At 71.3% G+C, this 23,106-nt stretch carries 19 protein-coding genes; 9 read left to right on the top strand and 10 right to left on the bottom strand.

Annotated features, from left to right (window positions below; all coding sequences use genetic code 11):
- Positions 1-591: 591 nt before the first annotated feature.
- The 5 genes from ACWC1K_RS25585 to ACWC1K_RS25605 all read right to left on the bottom strand — a co-directional run bounded on the left by ACWC1K_RS25585 (position 592) and on the right by ACWC1K_RS25605 (position 7,592).
- Positions 592-771: a DUF6104 family protein gene (locus ACWC1K_RS25585; protein WP_003992906.1), complete on the bottom strand. Its 180-nt coding sequence runs from the start codon at positions 769-771 to the stop codon at positions 592-594.
- An 86-nt stretch (positions 772-857) separates the two neighbouring features.
- Positions 858-4,649, bottom strand: coding sequence for a multifunctional oxoglutarate decarboxylase/oxoglutarate dehydrogenase thiamine pyrophosphate-binding subunit/dihydrolipoyllysine-residue succinyltransferase subunit (locus ACWC1K_RS25590; RefSeq protein WP_450834539.1), 3,792 nt, complete (start codon positions 4,647-4,649; stop codon positions 858-860).
- Positions 4,650-4,941: 292 nt separating this feature from the next.
- Positions 4,942-6,048: a HAMP domain-containing sensor histidine kinase gene (locus ACWC1K_RS25595; protein WP_450834541.1), complete on the bottom strand. Its 1,107-nt coding sequence runs from the start codon at positions 6,046-6,048 to the stop codon at positions 4,942-4,944.
- Positions 6,045-6,782: a response regulator transcription factor gene (locus ACWC1K_RS25600; protein ID WP_123967420.1), complete on the bottom strand. Its 738-nt coding sequence runs from the start codon at positions 6,780-6,782 to the stop codon at positions 6,045-6,047. Before ACWC1K_RS25600 ends, ACWC1K_RS25595 begins: the two co-directional genes overlap by 4 nt.
- Before the next feature lie 132 nt (positions 6,783-6,914).
- Positions 6,915-7,592: a spermidine synthase gene (locus ACWC1K_RS25605; protein WP_450834542.1), complete on the bottom strand. Its 678-nt coding sequence runs from the start codon at positions 7,590-7,592 to the stop codon at positions 6,915-6,917.
- Between the two features lie 200 nt (positions 7,593-7,792).
- Here ACWC1K_RS25605 and ACWC1K_RS25610 point away from each other — a divergent pair, with 200 nt between their 5' ends.
- The 5 genes from ACWC1K_RS25610 to lon all read left to right on the top strand — a co-directional run bounded on the left by ACWC1K_RS25610 (position 7,793) and on the right by lon (position 15,722).
- Positions 7,793-11,239, top strand: a complete 3,447-nt coding sequence (locus ACWC1K_RS25610; RefSeq protein WP_450834543.1) for an ATP-binding protein — start codon at positions 7,793-7,795, stop codon at positions 11,237-11,239.
- A gap of 84 nt (positions 11,240-11,323) precedes the next feature.
- A complete protein-coding gene (locus tag ACWC1K_RS25615; RefSeq protein WP_450834545.1) occupies positions 11,324-11,698 on the top strand; it encodes a hypothetical protein in 375 nt (124 codons plus the stop codon).
- Positions 11,695-12,111 (top strand): hypothetical protein, encoded by a 417-nt coding sequence (locus ACWC1K_RS25620; protein WP_450834546.1) that lies wholly within the window; start codon positions 11,695-11,697, stop codon positions 12,109-12,111. The genes ACWC1K_RS25615 and ACWC1K_RS25620 overlap by 4 nt, the downstream gene beginning before the upstream one ends.
- A gap of 147 nt (positions 12,112-12,258) precedes the next feature.
- Entirely contained in the window at positions 12,259-13,026 is a 768-nt protein-coding gene (locus ACWC1K_RS25625; protein ID WP_450834547.1) for a rhomboid-like protein, read from the top strand.
- 281 nt (positions 13,027-13,307) lie between these two features.
- On the top strand, positions 13,308-15,722 hold the full coding sequence (lon, locus tag ACWC1K_RS25630) for an endopeptidase La (protein ID WP_450834549.1): 2,415 nt from the start codon (positions 13,308-13,310) through the stop codon (positions 15,720-15,722).
- 75 nt (positions 15,723-15,797) lie between these two features.
- Here lon and ACWC1K_RS25635 read toward each other — a convergent pair whose 3' ends face one another.
- Positions 15,798-16,622, bottom strand: coding sequence for a lysozyme (locus tag ACWC1K_RS25635; RefSeq protein ID WP_450834550.1), 825 nt, complete (start codon positions 16,620-16,622; stop codon positions 15,798-15,800).
- Between the two features lie 236 nt (positions 16,623-16,858).
- On the opposite strand from ACWC1K_RS25635, the gene ACWC1K_RS25640 reads away from it, so the two are divergent.
- A complete protein-coding gene (locus tag ACWC1K_RS25640; RefSeq protein WP_450834552.1) occupies positions 16,859-17,350 on the top strand; it encodes a MarR family winged helix-turn-helix transcriptional regulator in 492 nt (163 codons plus the stop codon).
- A 129-nt stretch (positions 17,351-17,479) separates the two neighbouring features.
- On the opposite strand, the gene ACWC1K_RS25645 is transcribed toward ACWC1K_RS25640, so the two are convergent.
- The 3 genes from ACWC1K_RS25645 to ACWC1K_RS25655 form a co-directional block, all read right to left on the bottom strand.
- A complete protein-coding gene (locus ACWC1K_RS25645; RefSeq protein WP_450834553.1) occupies positions 17,480-18,712 on the bottom strand; it encodes a sensor histidine kinase in 1,233 nt (410 codons plus the stop codon).
- A gap of 26 nt (positions 18,713-18,738) precedes the next feature.
- On the bottom strand, positions 18,739-19,407 hold the full coding sequence (cseB, locus tag ACWC1K_RS25650; RefSeq protein ID WP_450834555.1) for a two-component system response regulator CseB: 669 nt from the start codon (positions 19,405-19,407) through the stop codon (positions 18,739-18,741).
- A gap of 96 nt (positions 19,408-19,503) precedes the next feature.
- Positions 19,504-19,968: a hypothetical protein gene (locus ACWC1K_RS25655; protein WP_450834557.1), complete on the bottom strand. Its 465-nt coding sequence runs from the start codon at positions 19,966-19,968 to the stop codon at positions 19,504-19,506.
- A 259-nt stretch (positions 19,969-20,227) separates the two neighbouring features.
- On the opposite strand from ACWC1K_RS25655, the gene ACWC1K_RS25660 reads away from it, so the two are divergent.
- The 3 genes from ACWC1K_RS25660 to ACWC1K_RS25670 all read left to right on the top strand — a co-directional run bounded on the left by ACWC1K_RS25660 (position 20,228) and on the right by ACWC1K_RS25670 (position 21,998).
- Complete coding sequence (locus ACWC1K_RS25660) at positions 20,228-20,869, top strand: hypothetical protein (protein ID WP_450834559.1); 642 nt, start codon at positions 20,228-20,230, stop codon at positions 20,867-20,869.
- 101 nt (positions 20,870-20,970) lie between these two features.
- On the top strand, positions 20,971-21,804 hold the full coding sequence (locus ACWC1K_RS25665) for a helix-turn-helix domain-containing protein (RefSeq protein ID WP_450834560.1): 834 nt from the start codon (positions 20,971-20,973) through the stop codon (positions 21,802-21,804).
- The gene (locus ACWC1K_RS25670; RefSeq protein ID WP_450834562.1) at positions 21,801-21,998 is read left to right on the top strand and encodes a DUF397 domain-containing protein; all 198 of its coding nucleotides are present in this window, start codon (positions 21,801-21,803) and stop codon (positions 21,996-21,998) included. Before ACWC1K_RS25665 ends, ACWC1K_RS25670 begins: the two co-directional genes overlap by 4 nt.
- Positions 21,999-22,007: 9 nt before the next feature.
- Here the strand turns inward: ACWC1K_RS25670 and ACWC1K_RS25675 are convergent, their stop codons facing one another.
- The gene (locus ACWC1K_RS25675) at positions 22,008-22,796 is read right to left on the bottom strand and encodes a protein phosphatase 2C domain-containing protein (protein ID WP_450834563.1); all 789 of its coding nucleotides are present in this window, start codon (positions 22,794-22,796) and stop codon (positions 22,008-22,010) included.
- Positions 22,797-23,106 lie beyond the last annotated feature (310 nt).

Consider the following 23,106-nt stretch of genomic DNA (forward strand, 5'->3'; position numbering starts at 1 on the left):
GAGCCCGGCGGTTGCGGGCCGGGAAGCCTTGGGGCCGTGGGTCGTGTGGCTCTGGGCCGGGGCTGCGAAAGCCTTGGATCTCAGGGAGATGCATGCCCTCGGACTGAGGTGCTCCTGAGCCCTGCCACTACGGGCCGCGAAGCCTTGGGACTGAAGCGCACGTGAGCCCTGGACTGCGAAAGTCTTGGGATCGCGGGCTGTGCAGCTCTGGGAGCGAGGGCTGCAAAAGGCTTGAGGTTCAGGGAAGTGAGTGCCCAGGGACTGAAGCACACGAGTGCCCTGGGACTGAGGCGCACCGGGCTGTGGCGACGAGTGCCCTGGGACTGAGGCGCGCCAGTGTCCTGAGGCCGACAGGCACGCCAATGGGGCCGCCGCGCGGGCGGCCCTGGAGCCGGGCTGCTCGGGCTCCTACTCGTCGTCCTCGTCGTCCAGCCGTGCCAGCCACGTCGCCAGTCGCTTGCCCTGGGACTGAGGCGCACCGGGCTGTGGCGACGAGCGCCCTGGGACTGAGGCGCGCCAGTGTCCTGAGGCCGACAGGCACGCCAATGGGGCCGCCGCGCGGGCGGCCCTGGAGCCGGGCTGCCCGGGCTCCTACTCGTCGTCCTCGTCGTCCAGCCGTGCCAGCCACGTCGCCAGTCGCTCCACCGGTACCTCGAAGTCCGGGTTGAGGTCGACGAACGTGCGCAGTTGCTCCGCGAGCCACTCGAAGGTGACCTCTTCCTCGCCGCGCCGCTTCTCCAGCTCTTCGATGCCTCGGTCGGTGAAGTACATGGGGTCAAGGATAAGTGGGCCGAAACGGCTGGGCCGCACCCCCGGAAGCGGGAGTGCGGCCCAGCCGCGCATGACCTGTGGAGCGGTTACGCCTCGAACACCTCGCGGACGAGCTGCTCCTGCTCCGCCTGGTGCCGCTTCGCGGAACCGACGGCCGGGGACGAGCTGTGCGGGCGCGAGATGCGGCGCAGGCGCTCGCCGTGCGGGACGTCCGCGCCGACCGCCAGGTCGAGGTGGTCGATCAGGTTGAGGGCGATGAACGGCCAGGCGCCCTGGTTCGCCGGCTCCTCCTGGGCCCACAGGTACTTCTCGACGTTCGGGTACTTGGCGATCTCCGCCTGGAGCTCGGCACCCGGCAGCGGGTACAGCCGCTCGACACGGACGATGGCGATGTCCGTGGCGCCGCGCTTGGTGCGTTCGGCCTCCAGGTCGTAGTACAGCTTGCCCGCCACGAAGACGACCTTGCGGACCGCGGCCGGGTCGACCGTGGAGTCGCCGATGACCGGGCGGAACTGACCCGAGGTGAACTCCTCCGTCTTCGACGCGGCGGCCTTGAGGCGCAGCATCGACTTCGGGGTGAAGACCACCAGCGGCTTGTGGTGCGGGTTGTGCACCTGCCACCGCAGGAGGTGGAAGTAGTTCGACGGGAGCGTGGGCATGGCCACCGTCATGTTGTTCTGCGCGCAGAGCTGGAGGAAGCGCTCCACCCGGGCCGAGGAGTGGTCCGGGCCCTGGCCCTCGTAGCCGTGCGGGAGGAGCAGGGTGACGCCGGACGTCTGGCCCCACTTCTGCTCCGCCGCCGAGATGTACTCGTCGACGATCGTCTGGGCGCCGTTGACGAAGTCGCCGAACTGCGCCTCCCACAGCACGAGCGCGTCGGGGCGGGCCAGCGAGTAGCCGTACTCGAAGCCCATGACCGCGTACTCGGAGAGCAGGGAGTTGTAGACGTTGTAGCGGGCCTGGTCCTCGGCGAGGTACTGGAGCGGGGTGTACTCCTCGCCCGTCTCGCGGTCGATGAGGACCGCGTGGCGCTGGCCGAAGGTGCCGCGCTGGGAGTCCTGGCCGGACAGGCGGACCGGGGTGCCCTCCAGGAGGAGGGAGCCGACGGCCAGCGTCTCGCCCATGCCCCAGTCGATCGTGCCGTCCTCGACCATCGTCGCCCGGCGCTGCAGCTGCGGCAGCAGACGCGGGTGGACGTGGAAGGAGTCCGGGATGTTGACCTGGGACTCGGCGATCCGCTTCACGACCTCCGAGGAGATCGCGGTGTTCACGGCGACCGGGAACTCGGCCTGCGGGTCCGAGACCGGGGCGACGCCCGGCTGGGCCGTGGCCTCGCGGACCTCCGTGAAGACCTTCTCCAGCTGGCCCTGGTAGTCCTGGAGCGCCTGCTCGGCCTCTTCCAGGGTGATGTCGCCGCGACCGATGAGGGACTCGGTGTAGAGCTTGCGCACCGAGCGCTTCTTGTCGATCAGGTCGTACATCAGCGGCTGGGTGAAGGCCGGGTTGTCCGACTCGTTGTGACCGCGGCGGCGGTAGCAGATGAGGTCGATCACCACGTCCTTGTTGAACGCCTGGCGGAACTCGAAGGCCAGCCGCGCGACGCGGACCACGGCCTCCGGGTCGTCGCCGTTCACGTGGAAGATCGGGGCCTCGATCATCCTCGCCACGTCCGTCGCGTACATCGACGAGCGGGAGGACTCCGGGGCGGCGGTGAAGCCGACCTGGTTGTTGATGACGATGTGGACCGTGCCGCCGGTGCGGTAGCCGCGCAGCTGCGACATGTTCAGGGTCTCGGCCACCACGCCCTGGCCCGCGAAGGCCGCGTCGCCGTGCAGGGCGACCGGCAGGACGGTGAAGTCCGTGCCGCCCTTGTTGATGATGTCCTGCTTGGCGCGGGTGATGCCCTCGATGACCGGGTCGACCGTCTCCAGGTGGGAGGGGTTCGCGGCCAGCGAGACCGTGATCTGCTCGCCGTCCAGGCCGGTGAAGGTGCCCTGGGCGCCCAGGTGGTACTTCACGTCGCCGGAGCCGTGCATCGACTTCGGGTCGAGGTTGCCCTCGAACTCGCGGAAGATCTGCGCGTACGACTTGCCGACGATGTTGGCGAGCACGTTCAGACGGCCGCGGTGGGCCATGCCGATGACGACCTCGTCCAGACGGGACTCGGCGGCGGAGTCGATGACCGCGTCCAGCAGCGGGATGACGGACTCGCCGCCCTCCAGGGAGAAGCGCTTCTGGCCGACGTACTTCGTCTGCAGGAAGGTCTCGAAGGCCTCCGCCGCGTTCAGCCGGCGCAGGATGCGCAGCTGCTCCTCGCGCTCCGGCTTGGAGTGCGGGCGCTCCACCCGGTCCTGGATCCACTTGCGCTGCTTGGGGTCCTGGATGTGCATGAACTCGATGCCGGTGGTGCGGCAGTACGAGTCGCGCAGCACGCCGAGGATGTCGCGCAGCTTCATCATCGACTTGCCGGCGAAGCCGCCGACGGCGAACTCGCGCTCCAGGTCCCAGAGCGTCAGTCCGTGCTCGGTGATGTCCAGGTCGGGGTGCTTGCGCTGGCGGTACTCCAGCGGGTCGGTGTCGGCCATGACGTGGCCGCGGACCCGGTAGGAGTGGATCAGCTCGAAGACGCGGGCGGCCTTGGTGACGTCGTCGTCGTGGCTGGCGTCGATGTCCTTGAGCCAGCGGACCGGCTCGTAGGGGATGCGCAGGGCCTCGAAGATCTCGTCGTAGAAGCCGTTCTCGCCGAGCAGGAGGTTCGCGACGATCCGCAGGAACTCGCCGGAGGCGGCGCCCTGGATGACCCGGTGGTCGTAGGTCGACGTGAGCGTCATGACCTTCGAGATGCCGAGCTTGTTCAGGGTGTCCTGGCTGGTGCCCTGGAACTCCGCCGGGTAGTCCATGGAACCGACGCCCATGATGACCGACTGACCGGGCATCAGACGCGGGACCGAGTGGACGGTGCCGAGGCCGCCGGGGTTGGTCAGGGAGACCGTGACGCCGGTGAAGTCGTCCATCGTCAGCTTGCCGTCACGGGCGCGGCGGACGATGTCCTCGTAGGCCTGCCAGAACTCGAAGAAGTTCAGCGTCTCGGCCTTCTTGATGCCCGCGACGACCAGCTGGCGGTCGCCGTTGGGCTTCACCAGGTCGATGGCGAGGCCGAAGTTGACGTGCGGCGGCTTGACGAGGGTGGGCTTCCCGTCCTTCTCCGCGTAGTGCCAGTTCATCGACGGCATCGTCTTGATGGCCTGCACCATCGCGTAGCCGATCAGGTGCGTGAAGGAGATCTTCCCGCCCCGGGCGCGCTTGAGGTGGTTGTTGATGACGATGCGGTTGTCGAACAGCAGCTTCACCGGGACCGCGCGCACGGACGTGGCCGTGGGCAGCTCCAGGGAGGCGTTCATGTTCTTCGCGACGGCGGCGGCGGGACCGCGCAGGGGCACCAGCTCGGGGCCGTCGGCGGCTCCGGTCGCGGGCGCGGCCTTGGCGGCGGGCTTCGCCGGAGCCGGGGCGGGAGCCGCGGCGGCCGGCTTCGCGGGGGCGGGCGCCGGAGCGGCGGCCGCGGGCTTCGGGGCCTCGGGGGCCGGCGCGGGAGCCGCGGGGGCGGCCGGGGCCTGCGCCGCCGGGGCGGGTGCCGGGGTGGTGGTCTCTGCGGCCCCCGCGGCCGCAGTACCCGCCGGGGCCGAGGCGGCAGCCGCGCCCGGCTTGTAGTCGGCGAAGAAGTCCCACCAGGCTCGGTCTACCGAATTCGGGTCCTGGAGGTACTGCTGATAGATCTCGTCGACGAGCCACTCGTTGGGGCCGAACGCCGCAGCGGGGTTCTTGCCCGCTTGGTCTGCGTCGGTCGAGATGCTCGAGTTACTGGGGGACTGTGGCGACACGGCGGCAACCGCCCTCTTCCGCTTCACAAGGTGATGGACAGCGGGAATAAAGGCTACGCCCCCAAGACCCAGAAGGTCAGGCCGGGCAGGTTCATCGTCGTGTAAGTCACATCGGAAACCGCGTTTCGGGCCGGGAAATGGCGGGAAACAAACGCGGTTCCGGTACGGAGCGGGGGTGGCGGGATACGCCGACGCGAGCCCTGCACGCTCAGCGCGCAGGGCGGGTGCCTGATCACACGTGTCCGTCCGTGCGGACCCCGGTGGATCTTGAGGCTCCGGCTCGGACTTTACGTCAACTTTGAACGGATGTCTCTCCCGGGAGGGTGACGAGAATCCGGCAGCCCCGCTCGGATTCGGCCACTCCGATCCCGCCACCGTGCAGGTCGACGGCCCAGCGGGCGATCGCGAGGCCCAGCCCCGTACCGCCGTCGCCGCCCTGCCCGTTGGAGGCGCCCGCGCCGCCGCGGTTGAACCGCTCGAAGACCCGGTGCCACTCCGAGCGCGGAATGCCGGGGCCCTCGTCCAGCACCTCCAGCTCCAGCGACTCCGGCAGCGTCCCGCGCCGTGCCTTCACGGTCACACGGCCGTGCGGCGGGCTGTGCTTGACCGCGTTGTCGATGAGATTTGCCACTACCTGGTGGATCCGCTCGGGGTCCGCGTGCGCCGTCAGCTCCGGCGGGGACACGTCGAGGTGCAGATGGACGTCCGTGCGGGTGTGGCTGCCGGAGCCGGAGGCGATGCCCGCGCGCGCGGGCACGGCCATGTTGGCCTCCTTCAGCACACCCGAGAGGTACGGCCAGACCTCGAAGCGCCGCCGGCGCAGCGGTACGACGCCGTTGTCCAGCCGGGACAGGTCCAGCAGCGTCTCCACCAGCCGGCCGAGCCGCTCGGTCTGCTTCAGGGCCGTACGCATGGTCTCCGGGTCGGCAGGGGAGACACCGTCGACGATGTTCTCCAGCACCGCCCTCAGGCCCGCGATGGGTGTGCGCAGCTCGTGCGAGACGTTCGCCACCAGCTCCTTGCGCTGGCGGTCCTGGGCCTCCAGGTCGTCGGCCATGCGGTTGATCGTCTGCGCCAGGTCGCCGAGTTCGTCACGGCGGTTCTCGCGCACCCTGCGGGTGTAGTCGCCGTGCGAGATGGCCTTGGCGACCGCGTTCATGTCGTCCAGTGGCGCGGTGAGCGAATGGGCCACGAACTGCGTAATGAGCAGTGTGGCGATCATCGAGAAGACCGTGATGAAGCGCAGCTCGGTCGCCGTGCGCATGGCGATCATCATCAGCCCGGTGGTGATGAGGACCGCGATGACGACGAGGGCGCCCAGCTTCGTCTTGATCGAGAACGGACTCACGCCGCCCCAGGGCTCCCCGGGGCTTCTCCGGCCGGCCGGATCGCCGCTCATGGCGTCGGGGTCTCCAGCGCGTAGCCCACGCCGTGCACCGTGCGGATCCGCTCGGCGCCGATCTTCCGGCGCAGCGCCTTGATGTGGCTGTCGACCGTGCGGGTGCCGGAGGCGTCCGCCCAGTCCCACACCTCGGCCAGGAGCTGCTCACGGGAGAGCACCGCGCGCGGGGTGTTCGCGAGGCACACCAGCAGGTCGAACTCGGTGGGCGTCAGATGCACGTCCTCGGAGTGCACACGCACCCGCCGCTGGGCGTGGTCGATCTCCAGCTCGCCCAGGCGCAGGATGCCGCTTCTGGGCGTCGCGGCGGCCAGTGCGGCCCGCTCCACCCGGCGCAGCAGCACATGCACGCGTGCGGCCAGCTCCCGCATGGAGAAGGGCTTGGTCATGTAGTCGTCGGCGCCGACGCCGAGCCCGACCAGCATGTCGGTCTCGTCGTCGCGCGCGGTCAGCATCAGCACCGGCACCGGGCGCTGGGCCTGCACACGGCGGCAGACCTCCAGGCCGTCGAAGCCGGGCAGCATGATGTCGAGGATCAGCAGGTCGGGCTGCCAGGCCTCGGCGGTGTCGACGGCCGCCGGGCCGTCGCCCGCGGTCTGCACGAGGAAACCCTCTGCGCGCAGGCGGGCCGCGATGGCGTCGACGATGGTCGCGTCGTCCTCGACCACCAGGACCCTGCGTTGCGCGCCCGGGGTCGCCGTCGTGCCGTTGTGGGATGTGTGGGTCTGCTCCATCGCCCGCCCCTGAGTTGCTTTCCGGAATCCGTGGGGTGATCCGTTACCTGGCTCATGCCTGCGCATGCTTGCGATTGACGCTTGAATGATCTGCGCCAGAGAAGCAGAGTACGGGGAGTCACCGTCCCACGGCTATCCAGGTCGGAGGGCGATGTGCACAACGTCGGGAACGCCACGGGCAACCGGGATCTCTTCGGTACGCACCTGTTGGAACCCGGCATTCCGCAAGGTTTCTTCGAAATCCGGAGAGGGCTGCGCGGACCACACCACCAGCACCCCGCCCGGCTTCAACACCCTTGCGCAGCTTGTCAGTCCGACGGGTGAGTAGAGATCGTCGTTGCCCTCGGTGACGGTCCAGTCGGGGCCGTTGTCGATGTCCAGGCACAGGGCGTCATAAGTGGCGGATGTCTCATGGACGTACTCGATCAGATCGGTCTCCACGATCCGTGTACGCGGATCGGCGACGGCCTGGGCCGACAGGGCGGCGAGGGGGCCGTTCAGGTGCCAGTCGATGATCGCGCGCTCGCGCTCCACGACCGTGATCGCGCCCCAGCGGGGGTCGGCCGCCGCATGCGCGAGCGAGAATCCGACACCGAGGCCTCCGATCAGCACGTCCGGCGCCCCGCGGGGGCCCAGGGCGTTGAGCGCTGCGTCCACGAGGAGCCGCTCCGAGCGGCCGTCCGAGGTGTCCATCAGAAAGCAGCCGTTGGCGATGATCTGGAGCAACTCGCCGTGCCGGCGGAGCACGACCTCGCCGTACGGGCCCTCGCGACGGTCCAGGACCACAGGGGTGTCGTAGGTAGCGGTCATGGCCCCATCCTCCACGAACTCGGGTTGACGGCCAGGGGAATTACCGGGGGCGCCGCGAGGCGTCGCGCGCCTCGCGCCTGCTGCGGGGCGGGCCTACGCTCGAAGCAGAGCGCTCCGCGGCGGAGCCGCTGATGTCACGGCCCCTCGCCCCTTCGGGGCGCCGGTGAAGCCGGGGCCTGCGAGAAGTGCGGGGTGGCTGCATGGCCGCGAATTACCCGTTCGTGGGACGCGAGGACGTGCTCGGTGAGCTCCGGGGGGCCTTGGAGCGCGCCGCGTCCGGCCGGGGAGGGCTCGTCACCCTCACCGGGCCCGCCGGCGCGGGCAAGACCCGTACCGCCGAGGAGGTCACGGCGCACGCCGGTGCCTTTCGCGTCCTGTGGACCTGGTGTCCGCCGGAGACCGCCGGGCGGGCCTTCCGGCCCTGGTCGCGGCTGCTGCGGGAACTGGTCGCGGAGGATGTGGCCTGTGGACGGCTGGTGGCCGCGTCGCCGCCGCTGCGGGCGCTGGTCTCGGCCGCGGCGGGCGGCGCCCTGCGCGGTGCGGACCCGGAGACCGCACGGCTGCGGCTGGCGGGCGATGTCTCCGAACTCCTGGCCACCGCCGCGCGCCGCCGCCCGCTGCTCCTGGTGCTGGACGACGTGCACGCCGCCGACGCCTCCTCGCTGCGGCTGCTGCTGGAGACCGCGGACGCGGCCCGCAGCTGCCCGGTCCTGCTGCTGGCGACGGCTCGGGACGAGGATGCGGCTTGGGGGGACGACGGATGGGCCCGGGCTCAACTGCTGCGGCGGGGGCGGGCGTTGGGGCTCGGGCCCTTGCAGGAGCGGGACGTGGCGGTGTTGGTCGAGGCGGTGACGGGGGCCGCACCGGAGGCGGATGTGGTGCGTGCGCTGGTACGGCGGACGGGCGGGGACGCGTTCTTCGTCACCGAGCTGCTGCGGGCCGGGAGTTGGGGCGCCGCGCCGCCCGGGGACGGGGGCGGCCCCGGTGTCCCCTCGGTCGCCATCAGGGCCGCCGTACGGGACCGGATGGACGACCTGACCCCGCGGGCCGCGCGCGTGCTGGAGGTGGCAGCCGTCCTCGGCACCCGGTTCCGGCTCGATGTGCTCGCCGAGGCCGCGGAGGTGCCGCTGGGCGAGCTGCGCACACTGCTGGGGGAGGCCGCCGGGGCCGGGCTGCTGGGCGAGGCCGGGGCCGACCGGGGCGCCTTCCGGCACGACCTGCTCCGGGACGCGGTCCATGACACCCTCGCCCCGGCCGAACGCGCCGACCTGCACCGGACGGCCGCCGAGGTCCTCGCCGGATACGCCCGCCGCGGCCGCGACACCGGCCCGGCGGAAGTGGCCCACCACCTCCTGCTCTCCGGCCCCGAACAGGCCGCGGAAGCAGCGAGATACGCCCGCGAGGCAGCGGCCCGCGCGGAGGCCCTGTTCGCGTTCGAGGATGCGGCCCGGTGGTACGAGCGGGCGGTGGAGGTGTGGGACGGGGGTGCTGTCGGGGCCGGTGGTGGTGGGAGGGGGGCTGTGACTCCGGGGGGTGGTCGTGGGTCGGGGAGGGCTTCGGGGGGTCGTGTCGAGGGGGGCGGGGAAGTCGGGGCGGATGGCGGTGGGGGCGGTCGCGGGTCTGGCTGGGCCGGTGGTGGTGGCAGAGGGGCTGTGACTCCGGGGGGTGGTCGTGGGTCGGGGAGGGCTTCGGGGGGTCGTGTCGAGGGGGGCGGGGAAGTCGGGGCGGATGGCGGTGGGGGCGGTCGCGGGTCCGGGCGTGGTGGTGACGAGGAGCGCGGCACCGGGCAGGGGGACCGCGTCGAGCTTGTGGAAGCCCTTCTCGGCCTGGGCTCCGCGCGGCTCGGGGCCGGGGAGCGGGAGGCCGCGCGGGCCGCGCTGCTCAGGGCCGCCGGGTTGGCGCGGGAGGCCGGTCGGGCCGATCTGCTGGCCAGGGCCGCGCTGGGGCTCGGGACCGGGCCCGTCGGGTTCGAGGTCGACCTGGAGGACCGTGAGCAGCTCGACCTGCTGACCGAGGCCCGCGCCGCGCTCGCCGCCGAGCCCGCATACGCGGCCCTGCGCGCCGCCGTCACCGCACGGCTCTCGCTCGCCGCCGGGCTGGTGGAACCGGAGAAGCACCGCATCGCCCTCGCCGAGGAGGCCGTCCGCACCGCACGAGAGGCCGGTGATCCGGCGGCCCTCGGCCCGGCCCTGGCCGCGCTGTGCGACGCCCGGCCCGGCCCCGGCCACTGCCGCGACCGGCTCGACTGGTCCACGCGGATCGTGACCACCGCCCGCGACCTGCGCGACCCCGTGCTCGAACTCCTCGGCCGGCGGCTGCGGTTGGTCGCGCTGATGGAGACCGGCGACTTCGCCGGGGCCGACGCGGAGGCGGTGGCGTACGAGAACGCCGTACGACCGCTGCGGCGACCCCTGTACGCCTGGTACGTGCCCCTGTGGCAGGGGGCGCGGGCCCTGATGGAGGGCCGGTACGAGGACTGCGCCGCCGCGCTCGACGAGGTCGAGGACCTGGGCCGCAGGGCCGGCAGCGCCAACGCCGCCATGCTCGCCGTAACCCAGCGCTGGTGCCTGTACGCCGAGACCGGCGACGCGGCCGGCCTGGAGCGGGTGCGGGCGGAGGCGACCATGCTGGAACGCTCCCCGATGCTCTGGCCCCGCGTCAGCCTCGCACTCGTGGCGGCACAGTTCGGACGGTTCGACGAGGCCGCGCGCCGTCTGTCGGCCGTCGCACCCCGGCTCGGCGGTGCGCCCCGGGACAGCGAGTGGCTGCCGATGCTGGCGCAGGCCGCGGAGACGGTCGCCGCCGTGGGCTCCCACCCCTGCGCGCCCGTCCTCTACGACCTCCTCGCCCCGTACGCCGGCCTGTTCGCCGTGGAGGGCATCGGCGCGGCGGTACGCGGCCCGGTCGACCGCCATCTGGCGCTGCTGGCAGCGGCCATGGGCGATGCGGACCGCGCCCGCGAGCACCGCGAGAGGGCACTGCGGGCGGCCGCGGCGGCGGGCGCGGTCGCGCTGACGGAACGCATAGCGGGTGAGACGACCGGCAGGCAGCGGGACAGCGGGCAGCAGGCCGACACCCCGTCCGACACCTCCGGCTCCGCCCTCTTCCAGCGCGAAGGCCCCCTGTGGCACCTCCGCTACGCCGGTCACGCCATACGCCTGCCCGACAGCAAGGGGCTGAACGACATCGCCGTCCTGCTCGCGCGTCCCGGCACGCCCGTGCCCGCGGTCGAGCTGGCGGCACCGGGCGGCAGGGGGGAGCACGTCGAGGGACTGCATCCGCAGGGCGACACCGGCGAGGTGGTCGACGCCACCGCACGGGCCGCATACCGGCGCAGGCTGCGGGAGCTGGAGGAGGAGGCCCGGGACGCCGACGAGGCCGGGGACGCCGGCCGTTCGGAGCGGATCGCCGTCGAGCGGGACGCCCTGGTCGGGCAGCTCGCGGCCGCGTACGGCATCGGGGGCCGGGTCCGCCGTACCGGATCGGACGCCGAGCGCGCCCGCACCACCGTCACCGCCCGCATCCGGGCCGCCGTACGGCGCATCGCCGCCGCCCACCCCGAACTCGGCCGGCATCTCGAAACCGCCCTGCACACCGGCACCCTCTGCGTCTACCAGCCGGAACACACGCCCGAGTGGCGGCTGTGAGGCCCCGCCCCACACCGTGCCGTCCGATCTCACGCCCCCTGGGTGAAGTACCCGAGCCGGCACACCCAGGGAAGGCAGGACACCATGCCACGCACCGCCAAGGCCGAGGCCGAACTCAAGGTCGACGAGCCCGTCATCGAAGGACGCTACGCCCAGCTCGGCCCGTACACCGTCGCGTACGAGTCGATGAAGCAGGACATGGACCCCGCCCCGCTCTTCCGGGGCCTGCCCGAGGACCGCTGCCAGTGCCCGCACTGGGGCCAGGTCGTCTCCGGCAAGATCGTGTTCCGGTACGCCGACCACGACGAGGTCTTCCACGCCGGCGACGCCTACTACGGCGCCCCCGGCCACCTCCCGCTGATCTTCGCCGGCACCGAGATCGTCGAGTTCAGCCCCACTGCCGAGCTGAACCGCACGATGGAGGTCGTCGGCCGCAACCTCGCGGGAGCGCAGTCATGACGACCGGCACCGACACCCGCGTGAAGGAACTCGCCGATCTCTTCGTCCGGTTCCTGGAGACCAACACGGCCCCGGACGGGCTGTTCACGGACGACGTCTTCCTCGACCTGACCGTTCCCCAGTGGCGGCTGCAGGCCGCCGGCCGCGAGGAACTCGTCGCCGCCCGCCGCCGCAGTCACCCCTTCCTCGGCACCGTGCCGCGCCACCGCGTCGACGCCACGCCCACCGGACTCGTCCTCGAGTTCGAGGAGCAGTGGGAGGACGAGCAGGGAGGCACCTGGTACTGCAGGGAACTGATGCGCGCCGACGTCCGCGACGGCGCCATCAGCGAGGCGTCCATCTACTGCACCGGCGACTGGGACCCGGCGACACAGGCCGCGCACGCGAGGGAGGTCCACCTGCTGAGGCCGTGAACAAGCCCGGAACGGGACGCGGGGGCTGCCCTCTGACGCAGGAAAAGCATGAGAGGTTGCTGTGAATCGCCTCTCGCGTGGCGTCGGTCACAGACAGGGGCCCCTGTGGTTGCGAAGGGTGGGGCGCAACGGAAGGAGCGCCGCAACGTGGAACCCATCGCGACGGCCGAGAACGAACCATCGGTCGCGCCCCTTCCCGACGTGTCCGAACTCCTCGACGGTATGCCGCGTCAGCGCGGCGCGGCCACCGTCGCCGCCGGGCCGACCGTGCAGGTGCCCCTCCCCGCGGCCCGCACCCCGCGCCCCTGGCGCCTCCTGCCGACCCCCACCGGTACGCCGTTCACCTTCGCCTACGCGGTGGTCCTGGCGCTCACCACACTGATCACCACGTACGCCGCCCCGTCTCTCGTCGACACCCTGCTCCAGGCATCCAGCACGGACGTCGCACACCTCGTGCAGACGCCCGTGCTGGTGCTGCTCGCCAGCGCGCTGTGGATCGCGGGCGGGCTCGCCTCGCCGTACGTGATCTGCTTCCTGCTCGTCCTGACGGCGCTGGAGCGGCGGATAGGCGGGGCGCGCACCGCCGTCGTCTTCCTGCTGGGCCATGTCCTGGCCACCCTCGCGACCGAGGTCCCCATCGGCCTGGCCGTTCTCGTCGGCCACCTCCCCGACAGCTCACTGCACCGCTTCGACTACGGCATCAGCTTCGGCGTCGCCGCCAGTGTCGGAGCCCTGGCCGGGCTGCTCACGCCCTGGCTGCGCTGGCCGGTGCTGGTCCTGTTCGGCGGCATGCTGGTCGAGGACCTCATCGAGTTCACGGACCCCATGACCAACTGGGGCCACCTCATCTCCCTGGCCATAGGCATCGCGACCTGGCCCATGATCCGCCGCTGGTACCGCACGGCCACGGCCTGACTGCCGCTCGGCCGCGGATTCTTTTCACCTCGCTGGGCGTTGGGCTTTTCAGCCCGTCCCGCGTTGGGCTTTTCACTCGTCCGGCGTCGGGTGTTTCAGCCCGTCCGGCGTTTGAGGACGAGGCCGTTCAGGCCGAAGAGGCGGGGGCCCGGGGGCGGCAGCCCCCAGCAGACGCGCACCTCACCGCCGTGATCGCTGACAGCGAACGGGGCCTCGGGAACATTAGCGGAGCGCCATGCATTGAGTCGGCATAACTCAACTTGACTGCCGGAGGGTAGATCATGGCATCGACGTCCACACCGCTCACCCTGCCCGTGCTGCCGCTCGACGACGAGGTCGTGCTGCCCGGCATGGTGGTTCCGCTGGACCTGAACGACGCCGACGTACGCGCCGCGGTGGAGGCCGCCCAGGCCGCCGCCCGCTCCGAGCCGGGAAAGCCCAAGGTCCTGCTGGTGCCACGCATCGACGGCACATACCCGGGCACCGGTGTGCTCGGCACCGTCGAGCAGGTCGGCCGGCTCGCCGACGGTGACCCGGGCGCCCTGATCCGCGGCCGCGGCCGCGTGAAGATCGGCGCCGGCACCACCGGGCCGGGTGCGGCGCTGTGGGTCGAGGGGACCAGGATCGACGAGAGCGTGCCCGAGCCGCTGCCCGGCCAGGTCACCGAGCTGGTCAAGGAGTACAAGGCCCTTGCCACCGCCTGGCTGCGCAAGCGCGGCGCCTGGCAGGTCGTCGACCGTGTCCAGGCCATCGACGACGTCTCCGCGCTCGCCGACAACTCCGGCTACTCGCCCTTCCTGACCACCGATCAGAAGATCGAGCTCCTGGAGACCGCCGACCCGGTCGCCCGCCTCAAGCTGGCCACCCAGCACCTGCGCGACCACCTCGCCGAGCAGGACGTCGCCGAGACCATCGCCAAGGACGTCCAGGAGGGCGTCGACAAGCAGCAGCGGGAGTTCCTGCTCCGCCGCCAGCTGGAAGCCGTACGCAAGGAACTGCGCGAGCTCAACGGCGAGCAGGAGGGCGAGGAGTCCGACGACTACCGCGCCCGGGTGGAGGCCGCCGACCTGCCCGAGAAGGTGCGGGAAGCCGCCCTCAAGGAGGTCGACAAGCTGGAGCGGTCCTCCGACCAGTCCCCGGAGGGCTCCTGGATCCGCACCTGGCTCGACACCGTCCTCGAACTCCCCTGGAACGAACGCACCGAGGACGCGTACGACATCCAGGGCGCCAAGGCGATCCTCGACGCCGAGCACGCCGGCCTGGAGGACGTGAAGGAGCGCATCACCGAGTACCTGGCGGTGCGCAAGCGCCGCAGCGAGCGCGGCCTCGGCGTCGTGGGCGGCCGCCGCGGCGGTGCCGTACTGGCCCTCGTCGGCCCGCCCGGCGTCGGCAAGACCTCGCTCGGCGAGTCCGTCGCGCACGCCATGGGCCGCAAGTTCGTCCGCGTCGCGCTCGGCGGCGTCCGTGACGAGGCGGAGATCCGCGGCCACCGCCGTACGTACGTCGGTGCCCTGCCCGGCCGTGTCGTCCGCGCCATCAAGGAGGCCGGTTCGATGAACCCGGTCGTCCTGCTCGACGAGATCGACAAGGTGGGCTCGGACTTCCGCGGCGACCCCGCGGCCGCCCTCCTGGAGGTCCTGGACCCGGCGCAGAACCACACCTTCCGCGACCACTACCTGGAGGTCGAACTCGACCTGAGCGACGTCGTCTTCCTCGCCACGGCGAACGTCCTGGAGGCCATCCCGGAGGCCCTGCTCGACCGTATGGAGCTGGTCCGGCTCGACGGCTACACCGAGGACGAGAAGGTCGTCATCGCCCGCGACCACCTGCTGCCGCGTCAGCTGGAGCGCGCGGGACTGCAGCCGGACGAGGTCACCATCGACGAGGGCGCGCTGCGCAAGCTGGCCGGCGAGTACACCCGCGAGGCGGGCGTCCGCACCCTGGAGCGCTCGATCGCCAGGCTGCTCCGCAAGGTCGCGGCGCAGCACGAACTGGGCAACCGGGAGCTGCCGTTCACCATCACGGACGGCGACCTGCGCGACCTGATCGGACGGCCGCACCACGTGCCCGAGTCCGCCCAGGACCCGGCGGAGCGCCGTACGGCGGTCCCGGGCGTGGCGACCGGTCTCGCGGTCACGGGAGCGGGCGGCGACGTCCTCTACGTGGAGGCGTCCCTGGCCGACCCGGAGACGGGTGCGGCGGGGCTGACCCTCACCGGTCAGCTGGGTGACGTGATGAAGGAGTCGGCGCAGATCGCGCTGAGCTTCCTGCGCAGCCACGGCGCCGAGCTGGAGCTGCCGGTCGCGGACCTGAAGGACCGTGGAGTGCACATCCACTTCCCGGCGGGCGCGGTCCCGAAGGACGGCCCGAGCGCGGGCGTCACGATGACGACGGCCCTGGCGTCCCTCCTCTCCGGCCGCCTGGTCCGCACGGACGTGGCGATGACCGGCGAGGTCTCGCTGACCGGCCGTGTCCTGCCCATCGGCGGTGTGAAGCAGAAGCTGCTCGCCGCGCACCGGGCGGGCGTCACCACGGTGATCATCCCGAAGCGCAACGAAGCCGACCTGGACGACGTCCCGGCGGAGGTGCTGGACAAGCTGGACGTCCACGCCGTGACCGACGTCCGCCAGGTCCTGGAGCTGGCCCTCGCGCCCGCCACGAGCGACGCGAAGCCGGAGGTTCCGGTGGCGGCGTGACGGACGCCATCGGATAGGGAAGGCCCGGGTCCCGTGAGGGAGGCTCGGGCCTTCGCCGAGTGTGCACGGGGAGGATCAGCCGTTGGCGAGGGCGACGACCCGGTCCAGCGCCCCGTTGAACTTGTCATGGTCGCCGACAGTCGGGCCGGACGAGGTGTACTGCCACATCGTGTAGTAGCTCCACCCCGCCGGCAGCGTCCCCACGTCGGACGCATACCGCGCGATCCACAACGGATTGGCCGACGCGAAGCCGCCGTAGTTCCCCGTGCAGGCGCTCCACCAGCTCGTCGCCGTGTAGATCACGGCATCCCGTCCCGTACGCGCCTTGTACGTGTTCAGGAAGTCGGCGATCCAGCTGACCATCGCGCTCGCCGACTTGCCGTAGCACTCGGCGCCGTACGGGTTCCACTCGATGTCGAGGGTGCCGGGGAGGGTCTTGCCGTCCTTGGACCAGCCGCCGCCGTGGTCGACGAAGTAGTTCGCCTGGGTGGCGCCGCTGGTGGTGTCGGGGGTGGCGAAGTGGTACGCGCCGCGGATCATGCCCACGTTGTACGAGCCGTTGTACTGCTGGGCGAAGTACGGGTTCGTGTAGTACGTGCCTTCGGTCGCCTTCGTGTACGCCCACTTGACCCCGCTGCTCCACAGGGTCGACCAGGCGACGTTGCCCTGGTGGGCGGAGACGTCGACGCCCTCCGTCTGGGTGACGGCGGTGGGGGCGGGGGTGCCCTTCCGCCCGTCGTGGGCGAGGACGCCCATGCCCATGTGGGCGGAGCCGCGGGCGGGTCCGTCAGCGGCGGAGGCCGGGACGGCGAAGGGCAGGGCGAGGGAGAGGGCGGCGAGCAGGAACCCGGCGAGGAAGAGGCGCCGGGGGCGGACCGATCCGGATCTGTGCACGGGCATAGCGTGCCTCCGAGGGCTCGGTGATGCTCGGTGGGGAAGCGCTGAGGTGCCGATGTGCTGCTGGCGTGGGCATGCCGGCCAGTTCCTGGTAAGGAAGCTACGCACGCACAAGAGCGGGTGGGAAGGGGGCCCGGAGTCTGCCGTTGGTCTAGCCCTGCGAAATACTTGAGGAGCTGCGGCAACGACGGGGTCTGGCGGAAACTTTCAGGATCGGGAAAACCGAGGCAGGGGCTGACGTGCACGAAGGTGGAAACGGGGACGAGCGCCGGCTCTCGGACCGGACGGCACCGAGCGGCGCCGACCCGGAGTACCTGTCCCTGGAACGCGAGTTGACGGTTCTGCTGCGGCGCGCCCGGGCCAGCCAGGGCGAGATGGCCCGCGAGGTCCACCCCGACCTGGAGTCCGCCGCGTACGGTCTGCTGGTACGCCTCGACGAGCACGACCGCCTGCGCGCCACCGAGCTCGCCGCCTATATCGGCGTGGGCAAGGCCACCATGTCCCGGCAGCTGCGCGCCCTGGAGGACCTGGGCCTCGTCGCCCGCGAGCCCGACCCGGCGGACGGACGGGCCTGGCTGGTCCACCTCACCGAGGAGGGGCACCGCCGGGTGAGCAGGGTCCGGGACGCCCGGCGAGCCCGGTACGTCAGCCAGCTGGCCCACTGGGACCGGCGCGAGGTGGCGGAACTGGCGCGGCTGCTGGGGGAGTTGAACCGGGGCATGGAGAAGTAGACGGACGCCGGTCGTCCGGCCGCCCCGTCGGGGTGGTTTGTGGAAGGTGAGACGGGCGCCGAGCAGGCGGGTCTGGCCGGTGGCGATGGTGTCCGGGCCCGTGTCCGGGTCGGGTCACCCGGCCGCCCTTCAGGCGTCGGCGGGGCCGCCCCCGCTGAGGCGCAGGGTGGCCTCCGCGCCCCCCTCGGGATGGTTGCGGAAGGTGAGACAGGCGCCGAGCAGGCGGGTCTGGCCGGAGGCGATCGTCAGGCCCAGGCCTGTTCCCGCCGACCCGGAGCCGGTGCGGAAGCGCTGCGGGCCGGAGGCGGTGAGGACGCTCAGCAGGTCGGGCGGGAAGCCGGGGCCGTGATCGCGGACCCGGACGATCGCTCCGTCGTGGTCCGTGTCCACGTCGACCGTCACCGGTGGGGCGCCGTGCCGCAGTGCGTTGGTGACCAGGTTGGTGAGGATCCGCTCCACGCGCCGCGGATCGGTCTCCACGAGCGTGTCCGCGACGATCCGCACCTCCACCCCCTCCAGTCCGGCGACCGCGCGCCGGGCCATGGCGCTGACCTGGCGGGCTTCGGTCTCCACACAGGCCACCTGGGCGTCGAGGCGGGCAACCTCCAGAACGTCCTCGACCAGCCCGCGCAGCTTGTGCACCCCGCCCGCGACCAGGTCGGTGGCCGGATGGGCCGGCAGCAGGCCGGTCGCCGTCACCATGGCGGCAACCGGTGTGCGCAGTTCGTGCGCGATGTCGGCGGTCACCCGTCGCTCGGCCTCCAGCCGGGCGCCGAGCGCGTCCGCCATGGTGTTCACGGATGCCGCCAGCCAGGCGATCTCGTCCCGCCCCTGAGGGCCGATACGGGCGTCCAGGTCGCCGTGGGCGATGCGTCCGGCCGTGCGGGCGGCGGCCGTGGCCCGGCGGCCCATCCGCACACCGAGGGCCAGACCGGCCAGGGACACGACCACGGTGGCCGCCGCGCCCGTGGTGACCAGCGTCCGGTCCAGCGCGGCCAGTTCGTCGGCCTCACAGCCGTAAGGACGCGACAGCGCGAGCACGGTCCGGTCGGAGATGCGGGTCGCCGCCCACAGCACCGGATCGGGGCCGTCCTGGAGGTAGGTGACGCGGACGCCCCGGCGCACCGCCCTCGCCACGGGCGCGGGCAGGTCCGGCGGGTCGAGCCGGGCCTCCGACTTGCGGCCGGCCGCCTGGTCGTAGACGGCGGTCATCAGCCGCCGGTCCATGTCGGAGCGGGCCGTGGTCAGCTGGTTGGCGGCGGTGATGCGGTGGACGAGCAGCCCGACCGCGCTCGCGACGCAGACGGCCGCCGCGGCGACGGCCAGGGCCACCTTCGTGCCGATGTTCAGCCGTATGTTCATGGGAGCCGTACCGATGTGCCGGGCCACTACGGGCGCAGCTTGTAGCCGAAGCCGCGCACCGTCTCGATGCGGTCACGGCCGATCTTGCAGCGCAGCCGCCGTATGTGGACGTCCACCACCCGGGTGTCGCCGGACCAGGCGTAGTCCCACACCTTCTCCAGCAGCAGGTCCCGGGTGAGCACCGTGCCGGGCGCCGCGGCGAACATCTGCAGCAGCTTCAGCTCCGTGGTGGTGAGGGCGAGCGGCTTCCCCGCCCGGCACACGTCCAGGGTCTGCGGGTCGAAGGCCACGTCGCCGAAGACGAGCGGGGTGCTGTCCGGCCGCCGCTCGGCGGGCGCGGCGCGCCGCAGCAGGGCCCGGATCCGGGCGGCCAGCACCAGCCCGTCGAACGGCTTGGTGACGTAGTCGTCGGCGCCGGCCTCCAGGCCCATCACCACGTCCACGGGATCGTTGCGGGCCGAGATCAGCAGCACCGGCACCCGCGACTCCTCGCGGATACGGCCCGCGAGGCTCACCCCGTTGAGGCCGGGCAGCATGATGTCCAGGACCGCCACGTCCGGCGCCTGCTCCCGGAACAGGGCGAGCCCGCTCGTCCCGTCGGCGGCGGCGCGGACCGCGTAGCCGCTGCTCTCCAGGGTGAGACGGGTCGCCTCCCGGATCATCTCGTCGTCCTCGACCAGCAGGACCTCGTGCATGTGTGTCTCCTGAGACGTCGTGCTCCGGCCCCAGAGGACCAGTCCTATGTGTCGGTGACCCGGCGGCCGGTTCACAGTCGCGGGGCGGAAACGTTGTCATGCCGCCGGCACCCGTAGGCGCAGGTCTCCGACGTCCCTCGCCCAGTGGGGCGCGGGCGGGTGAGCGGGGCTGAGTACGGCGTGGCTGTAGTAGGCGGCGTACTCGCGCTTGACCAGCCCGCTGAGAACCAGACGCACCGGGTAGTACGGCGGGTTGTCCTTGCCGTGGGGACACAGCGACACGCAGGCGAAGTCGACCACCAGCCCGATCCCGACCGCCCGGGGCGTGCCCCAGCCGCGCCATTTCATGCCGTACAGAGTGGTGACATCGGTCAGATCCATCACGTCGGGGTGCTGCCGCGAGATGGAGCGTGCGTCGTCGACGTAGACCGGCCCGGTCCAGCGGACCGCGGTCGGTGCCGGGCCCTCGACGTGCGCGCCACCGGCCCCCGTGCCGCATCCGGCGAGGCCCAGGAAGCTCATGGCGAGCAGCAGGCACCGCACCTGTCCGCCGTATCGCATGCCGTTTCCTTCCCCCTGTGCTCACGGGACGACCAGCTTCACGGCCCCCCGTTAACGACAAATGTCCTGACAGCAAGGACTCGGCAATGCATGGAATCGCTCCCACATCTCTGTAACAGCCGTACGTCATTTCCGCCCGGCAGCCGTGATCCGGCCGCCGGGCCACTGTCATGCGCGGCTGGTGCTCTTTGGCCAGCCGGGGCGCACGGCCCCGGAAAAGGTCCGGAACCAGGATCCGAGACAAGACCAAGGAGCCACCATGTCCTCATCCGAGATGTTGGAGACGCCGCCCGAGAAGCGGCGCGGCCGCGCACGGCGTGCCCGGATGGTCGCCATTCCCGCCATGCTGCTCAGCCTCACCGTCGGCGGGCTCGGCCTGTCCGCCACCGCGCACGCCGCCGATTCCCCCCAGTGCCCCCCCAACAACGGGGCGGGCACCTGCCCGTCGGGGCCCGACAAGGGCAAGGCGCCGGTCTCGGGCGACGTGAACAACCCCGGAAGGCTGACTCCGGGAAAGACGCAGGACAGGACCCTGAGGCTCTGGCAGGGCCTCCACTTTCCGAGCTGGCGCGACGTCGGCGACCGTGACGACCAGTTCGAGGTCAACAGTTGGACCGACCAGTTCGGCGCCCATCACGAGGAGTGGCTTGAGACGGGCGGCCGGTACTGGGACAACGGCGGCTCTCTCCGGGACTGGATGAACGGGGGCGGTGCGGGCCCGTCGTCGCGGAACTACGCGGGAACGTTCCAGGAGTACGTCGCGCACTCCTTCGACCACCGGCCCCAGTGGGGCGAGCGGACGGGCTCGGACCGGTTCGTGCGTGCGATCAGCACCGGTGACACGTGGGTCTCATATGACCACTACCGGAGCTTCATCTACCTCGGCAAGTTCTGGTGGTAAGTCACAGCGCCGGTAGGAACCCCCGGGCCGGGAGCCCGGGGGTTCCGTGACTTTCACCGTCCGTGCCCGATCGGCTCCGATGCGTGCCTATTCTCGGAAGCATGCCTCAGCCGAAGAATCTTGACCCCGCCTCGATGAAGGAGTTCTACGGTGCCGAGCTCAGGCGGCGCCGCGAGGAGGCGGGGCTGTCGCAGTCCGGGCTCGGAGACCTCGTGTTCTGCTCGGGGGCGTACATCGGGTACCTGGAAATGGCCGCCCGCAGCCCGCAGTTGGACCTGTCCGAGCAGATCGACTCCGTCCTGAAGACGGACGGGTTCTTCCGGCGGTTGTGCGGGGCCGTTCTCAAGGGGTCCAAGTTCGCGGTCTATTTCGCGGCGGCAGCCGAGCTGGAGCAACGGGCCCTGACCATCTGCGACTTCGCCACGACCGTCGTGCCGGGGCTTCTCCAGACGCCCGCCTTCACGCGGGCCTTCATTCGTTCGCTCCGGCCCCTGGTGGGCGAGCAGGAGATCGAGCAAATCGTCGGCGCACGGCAGGAGCGGGCTCGGGCTCTGCTCAAGAACCCTCTGGAACCCGAGCTGTGGTTCGTCATCCATGAGGCCGTGCTGCGCACTCATGTGGGCGGAACCGAGGTGATGTGCGAACAACTGGAACACATCGCCGGCGTCTCCCGGAACCATCAGGCGGTCATCCAGGTCCTGCCGTTCTCGGCCGGGATGACCCCCCTCATGTACGGCCCGATGAGGGTCATGACCTTCGCCGAGGAGCCGTCCGCCGCCTACACGGAGACTGCCCACACCGGCCAACTGATCGAGGATCCGGCCGTAGTCGCGAGCATCGCCAAGTCATACGATCTGGCCAGGGCCGCAGCCATGTCCCCGGAAGCGTCCCTGGGCTTTGTCGATCGCCTACTCGCGGAGGACTTCACACCATGAACGGCACGCACGACCTGCGGTCCGCTTGCTGGCACAAGTCCTCGTACAGCAACGCGGAAGGCGGAGAGTGCGTGGAGGTCGCCGACGGCCTCCCCGGCATCGTCCCCGTCCGCGACAGCAAGGTTCAGGAAGGCCCGGTCGTGATCGTCTCTGCCGGCGCCTGGACGGCGTTCATACGCAACGCCGTCAAGTAGCCCACCGGCTCACAACTCCACGTACACGACCGTCGCGTCATCGTGCGTCTTGCTGCGCCGCAGATACCTCCGCTCCTCCGCATCGGCCCGCTCCAGCATCCGTACCCGGTCGACCAGCGCCTGCGCCCCCTCCTTCCGCACAAGACGGAAGCAGTCCGCCCAGTCGCCCTCCCCGAACTTCTCCACCCACCGGGTGGCGCCGTCCGTCAGGGCGGCCAGGGCCCGCACGTCGCCCCGTGACAGCACGCCCGTCACCGCCCGCGCCGCCACCGACGGATCGGCGGCGGCCGTAAAGAAGCCGCCCTCCTTGTTCCGGACCGTCGAGTCCACGAGGGCGTCCGTGGCGAGGGACGAGCGCGGCAGCCGGGACAGGCGGTCGTCCAGGAGGGATGTGACCGTGCCCTCCGGTGACTCCACCAGCAGGGCCGAGTCCGACAGGACCAGGTACTCCAGCGTCTCCATGCCCCACCGCGCCACGACCACCGTCGCCTGTGGGGTGCGTGGGTGAGAAAGGTCACAGGTGGCCGCGTGGGCCTCGGCCGTACGACTGATGGCCCGGGCCAGCGCCTCCTGCAGCGGAACATCCGGGAGGGAAACGGTCAGTTCGGTCAGGGCGCCGCCGAGACGGGACGTGTACCAAGGGACTGAATGCAGACAGCCCGTCTCGCCGCGCGGTGGCGTCACACCGTCCAGGACGACGAGGGTGCCGCCCCGGCCGGAAGCGGGGAGCGTGGCCGCGGCGAAGTCCTCGTTGGGGTGGGTGGGATCACCCGGCTCCGAGACAAGTTCCGTATGCATTCGGCCAGTCTGCACGACGTCTTCACAAGGTTCGCCAAAGCCTGGCATCGGTCCCCGAATTGACTCACTCGCGCAGGTCAGGCGCCCCGTTTGGGGTGGAATCCGGCGTTCCGGGAAGCCGTGTCGGCGAATAGTGCCACCGCCCGGCGCGGACGTCCAACCGGCCTGCCGTACAGGGCCGCTGAACCATTCCCAGGAACTTGCCCGCCAACTCTCCTCCGATGTTCACTCCTTCGGGTGGCGGGTCAGGTGATGCTCGTCCACTGCCCACCGGCACTGGGAGGGTCGGCACCGTACTGGGCGTACGTAG

Source organism: Streptomyces sp. NPDC001492 (assembly GCF_053597275.1).

Coding starts and splice junctions, on each gene's coding strand:
- ACWC1K_RS25670 (WP_450834562.1), top strand. CDS start 21,801: ATGAACGGCACGCACGACCTGCGGTCCGCTTGCTGGCACAAGTCCTCG.
- cseB (WP_450834555.1), bottom strand. CDS start 19,407: ATGCACGAGGTCCTGCTGGTCGAGGACGACGAGATGATCCGGGAGGCG.
- lon (WP_450834549.1), top strand. CDS start 13,308: ATGGCATCGACGTCCACACCGCTCACCCTGCCCGTGCTGCCGCTCGAC.
- ACWC1K_RS25635 (WP_450834550.1), bottom strand. CDS start 16,622: ATGCCCGTGCACAGATCCGGATCGGTCCGCCCCCGGCGCCTCTTCCTC.
- ACWC1K_RS25600 (WP_123967420.1), bottom strand. CDS start 6,782: ATGGAGCAGACCCACACATCCCACAACGGCACGACGGCGACCCCGGGC.
- ACWC1K_RS25660 (WP_450834559.1), top strand. CDS start 20,228: ATGTCCTCATCCGAGATGTTGGAGACGCCGCCCGAGAAGCGGCGCGGC.
- ACWC1K_RS25615 (WP_450834545.1), top strand. CDS start 11,324: ATGCCACGCACCGCCAAGGCCGAGGCCGAACTCAAGGTCGACGAGCCC.
- ACWC1K_RS25595 (WP_450834541.1), bottom strand. CDS start 6,048: ATGAGCGGCGATCCGGCCGGCCGGAGAAGCCCCGGGGAGCCCTGGGGC.
- ACWC1K_RS25645 (WP_450834553.1), bottom strand. CDS start 18,712: ATGAACATACGGCTGAACATCGGCACGAAGGTGGCCCTGGCCGTCGCC.
- ACWC1K_RS25675 (WP_450834563.1), bottom strand. CDS start 22,796: ATGCATACGGAACTTGTCTCGGAGCCGGGTGATCCCACCCACCCCAAC.
- ACWC1K_RS25605 (WP_450834542.1), bottom strand. CDS start 7,592: ATGACCGCTACCTACGACACCCCTGTGGTCCTGGACCGTCGCGAGGGC.
- ACWC1K_RS25620 (WP_450834546.1), top strand. CDS start 11,695: ATGACGACCGGCACCGACACCCGCGTGAAGGAACTCGCCGATCTCTTC.
- ACWC1K_RS25665 (WP_450834560.1), top strand. CDS start 20,971: ATGCCTCAGCCGAAGAATCTTGACCCCGCCTCGATGAAGGAGTTCTAC.
- ACWC1K_RS25655 (WP_450834557.1), bottom strand. CDS start 19,968: ATGCGATACGGCGGACAGGTGCGGTGCCTGCTGCTCGCCATGAGCTTC.
- ACWC1K_RS25585 (WP_003992906.1), bottom strand. CDS start 771: ATGTACTTCACCGACCGAGGCATCGAAGAGCTGGAGAAGCGGCGCGGC.
- ACWC1K_RS25610 (WP_450834543.1), top strand. CDS start 7,793: ATGGCCGCGAATTACCCGTTCGTGGGACGCGAGGACGTGCTCGGTGAG.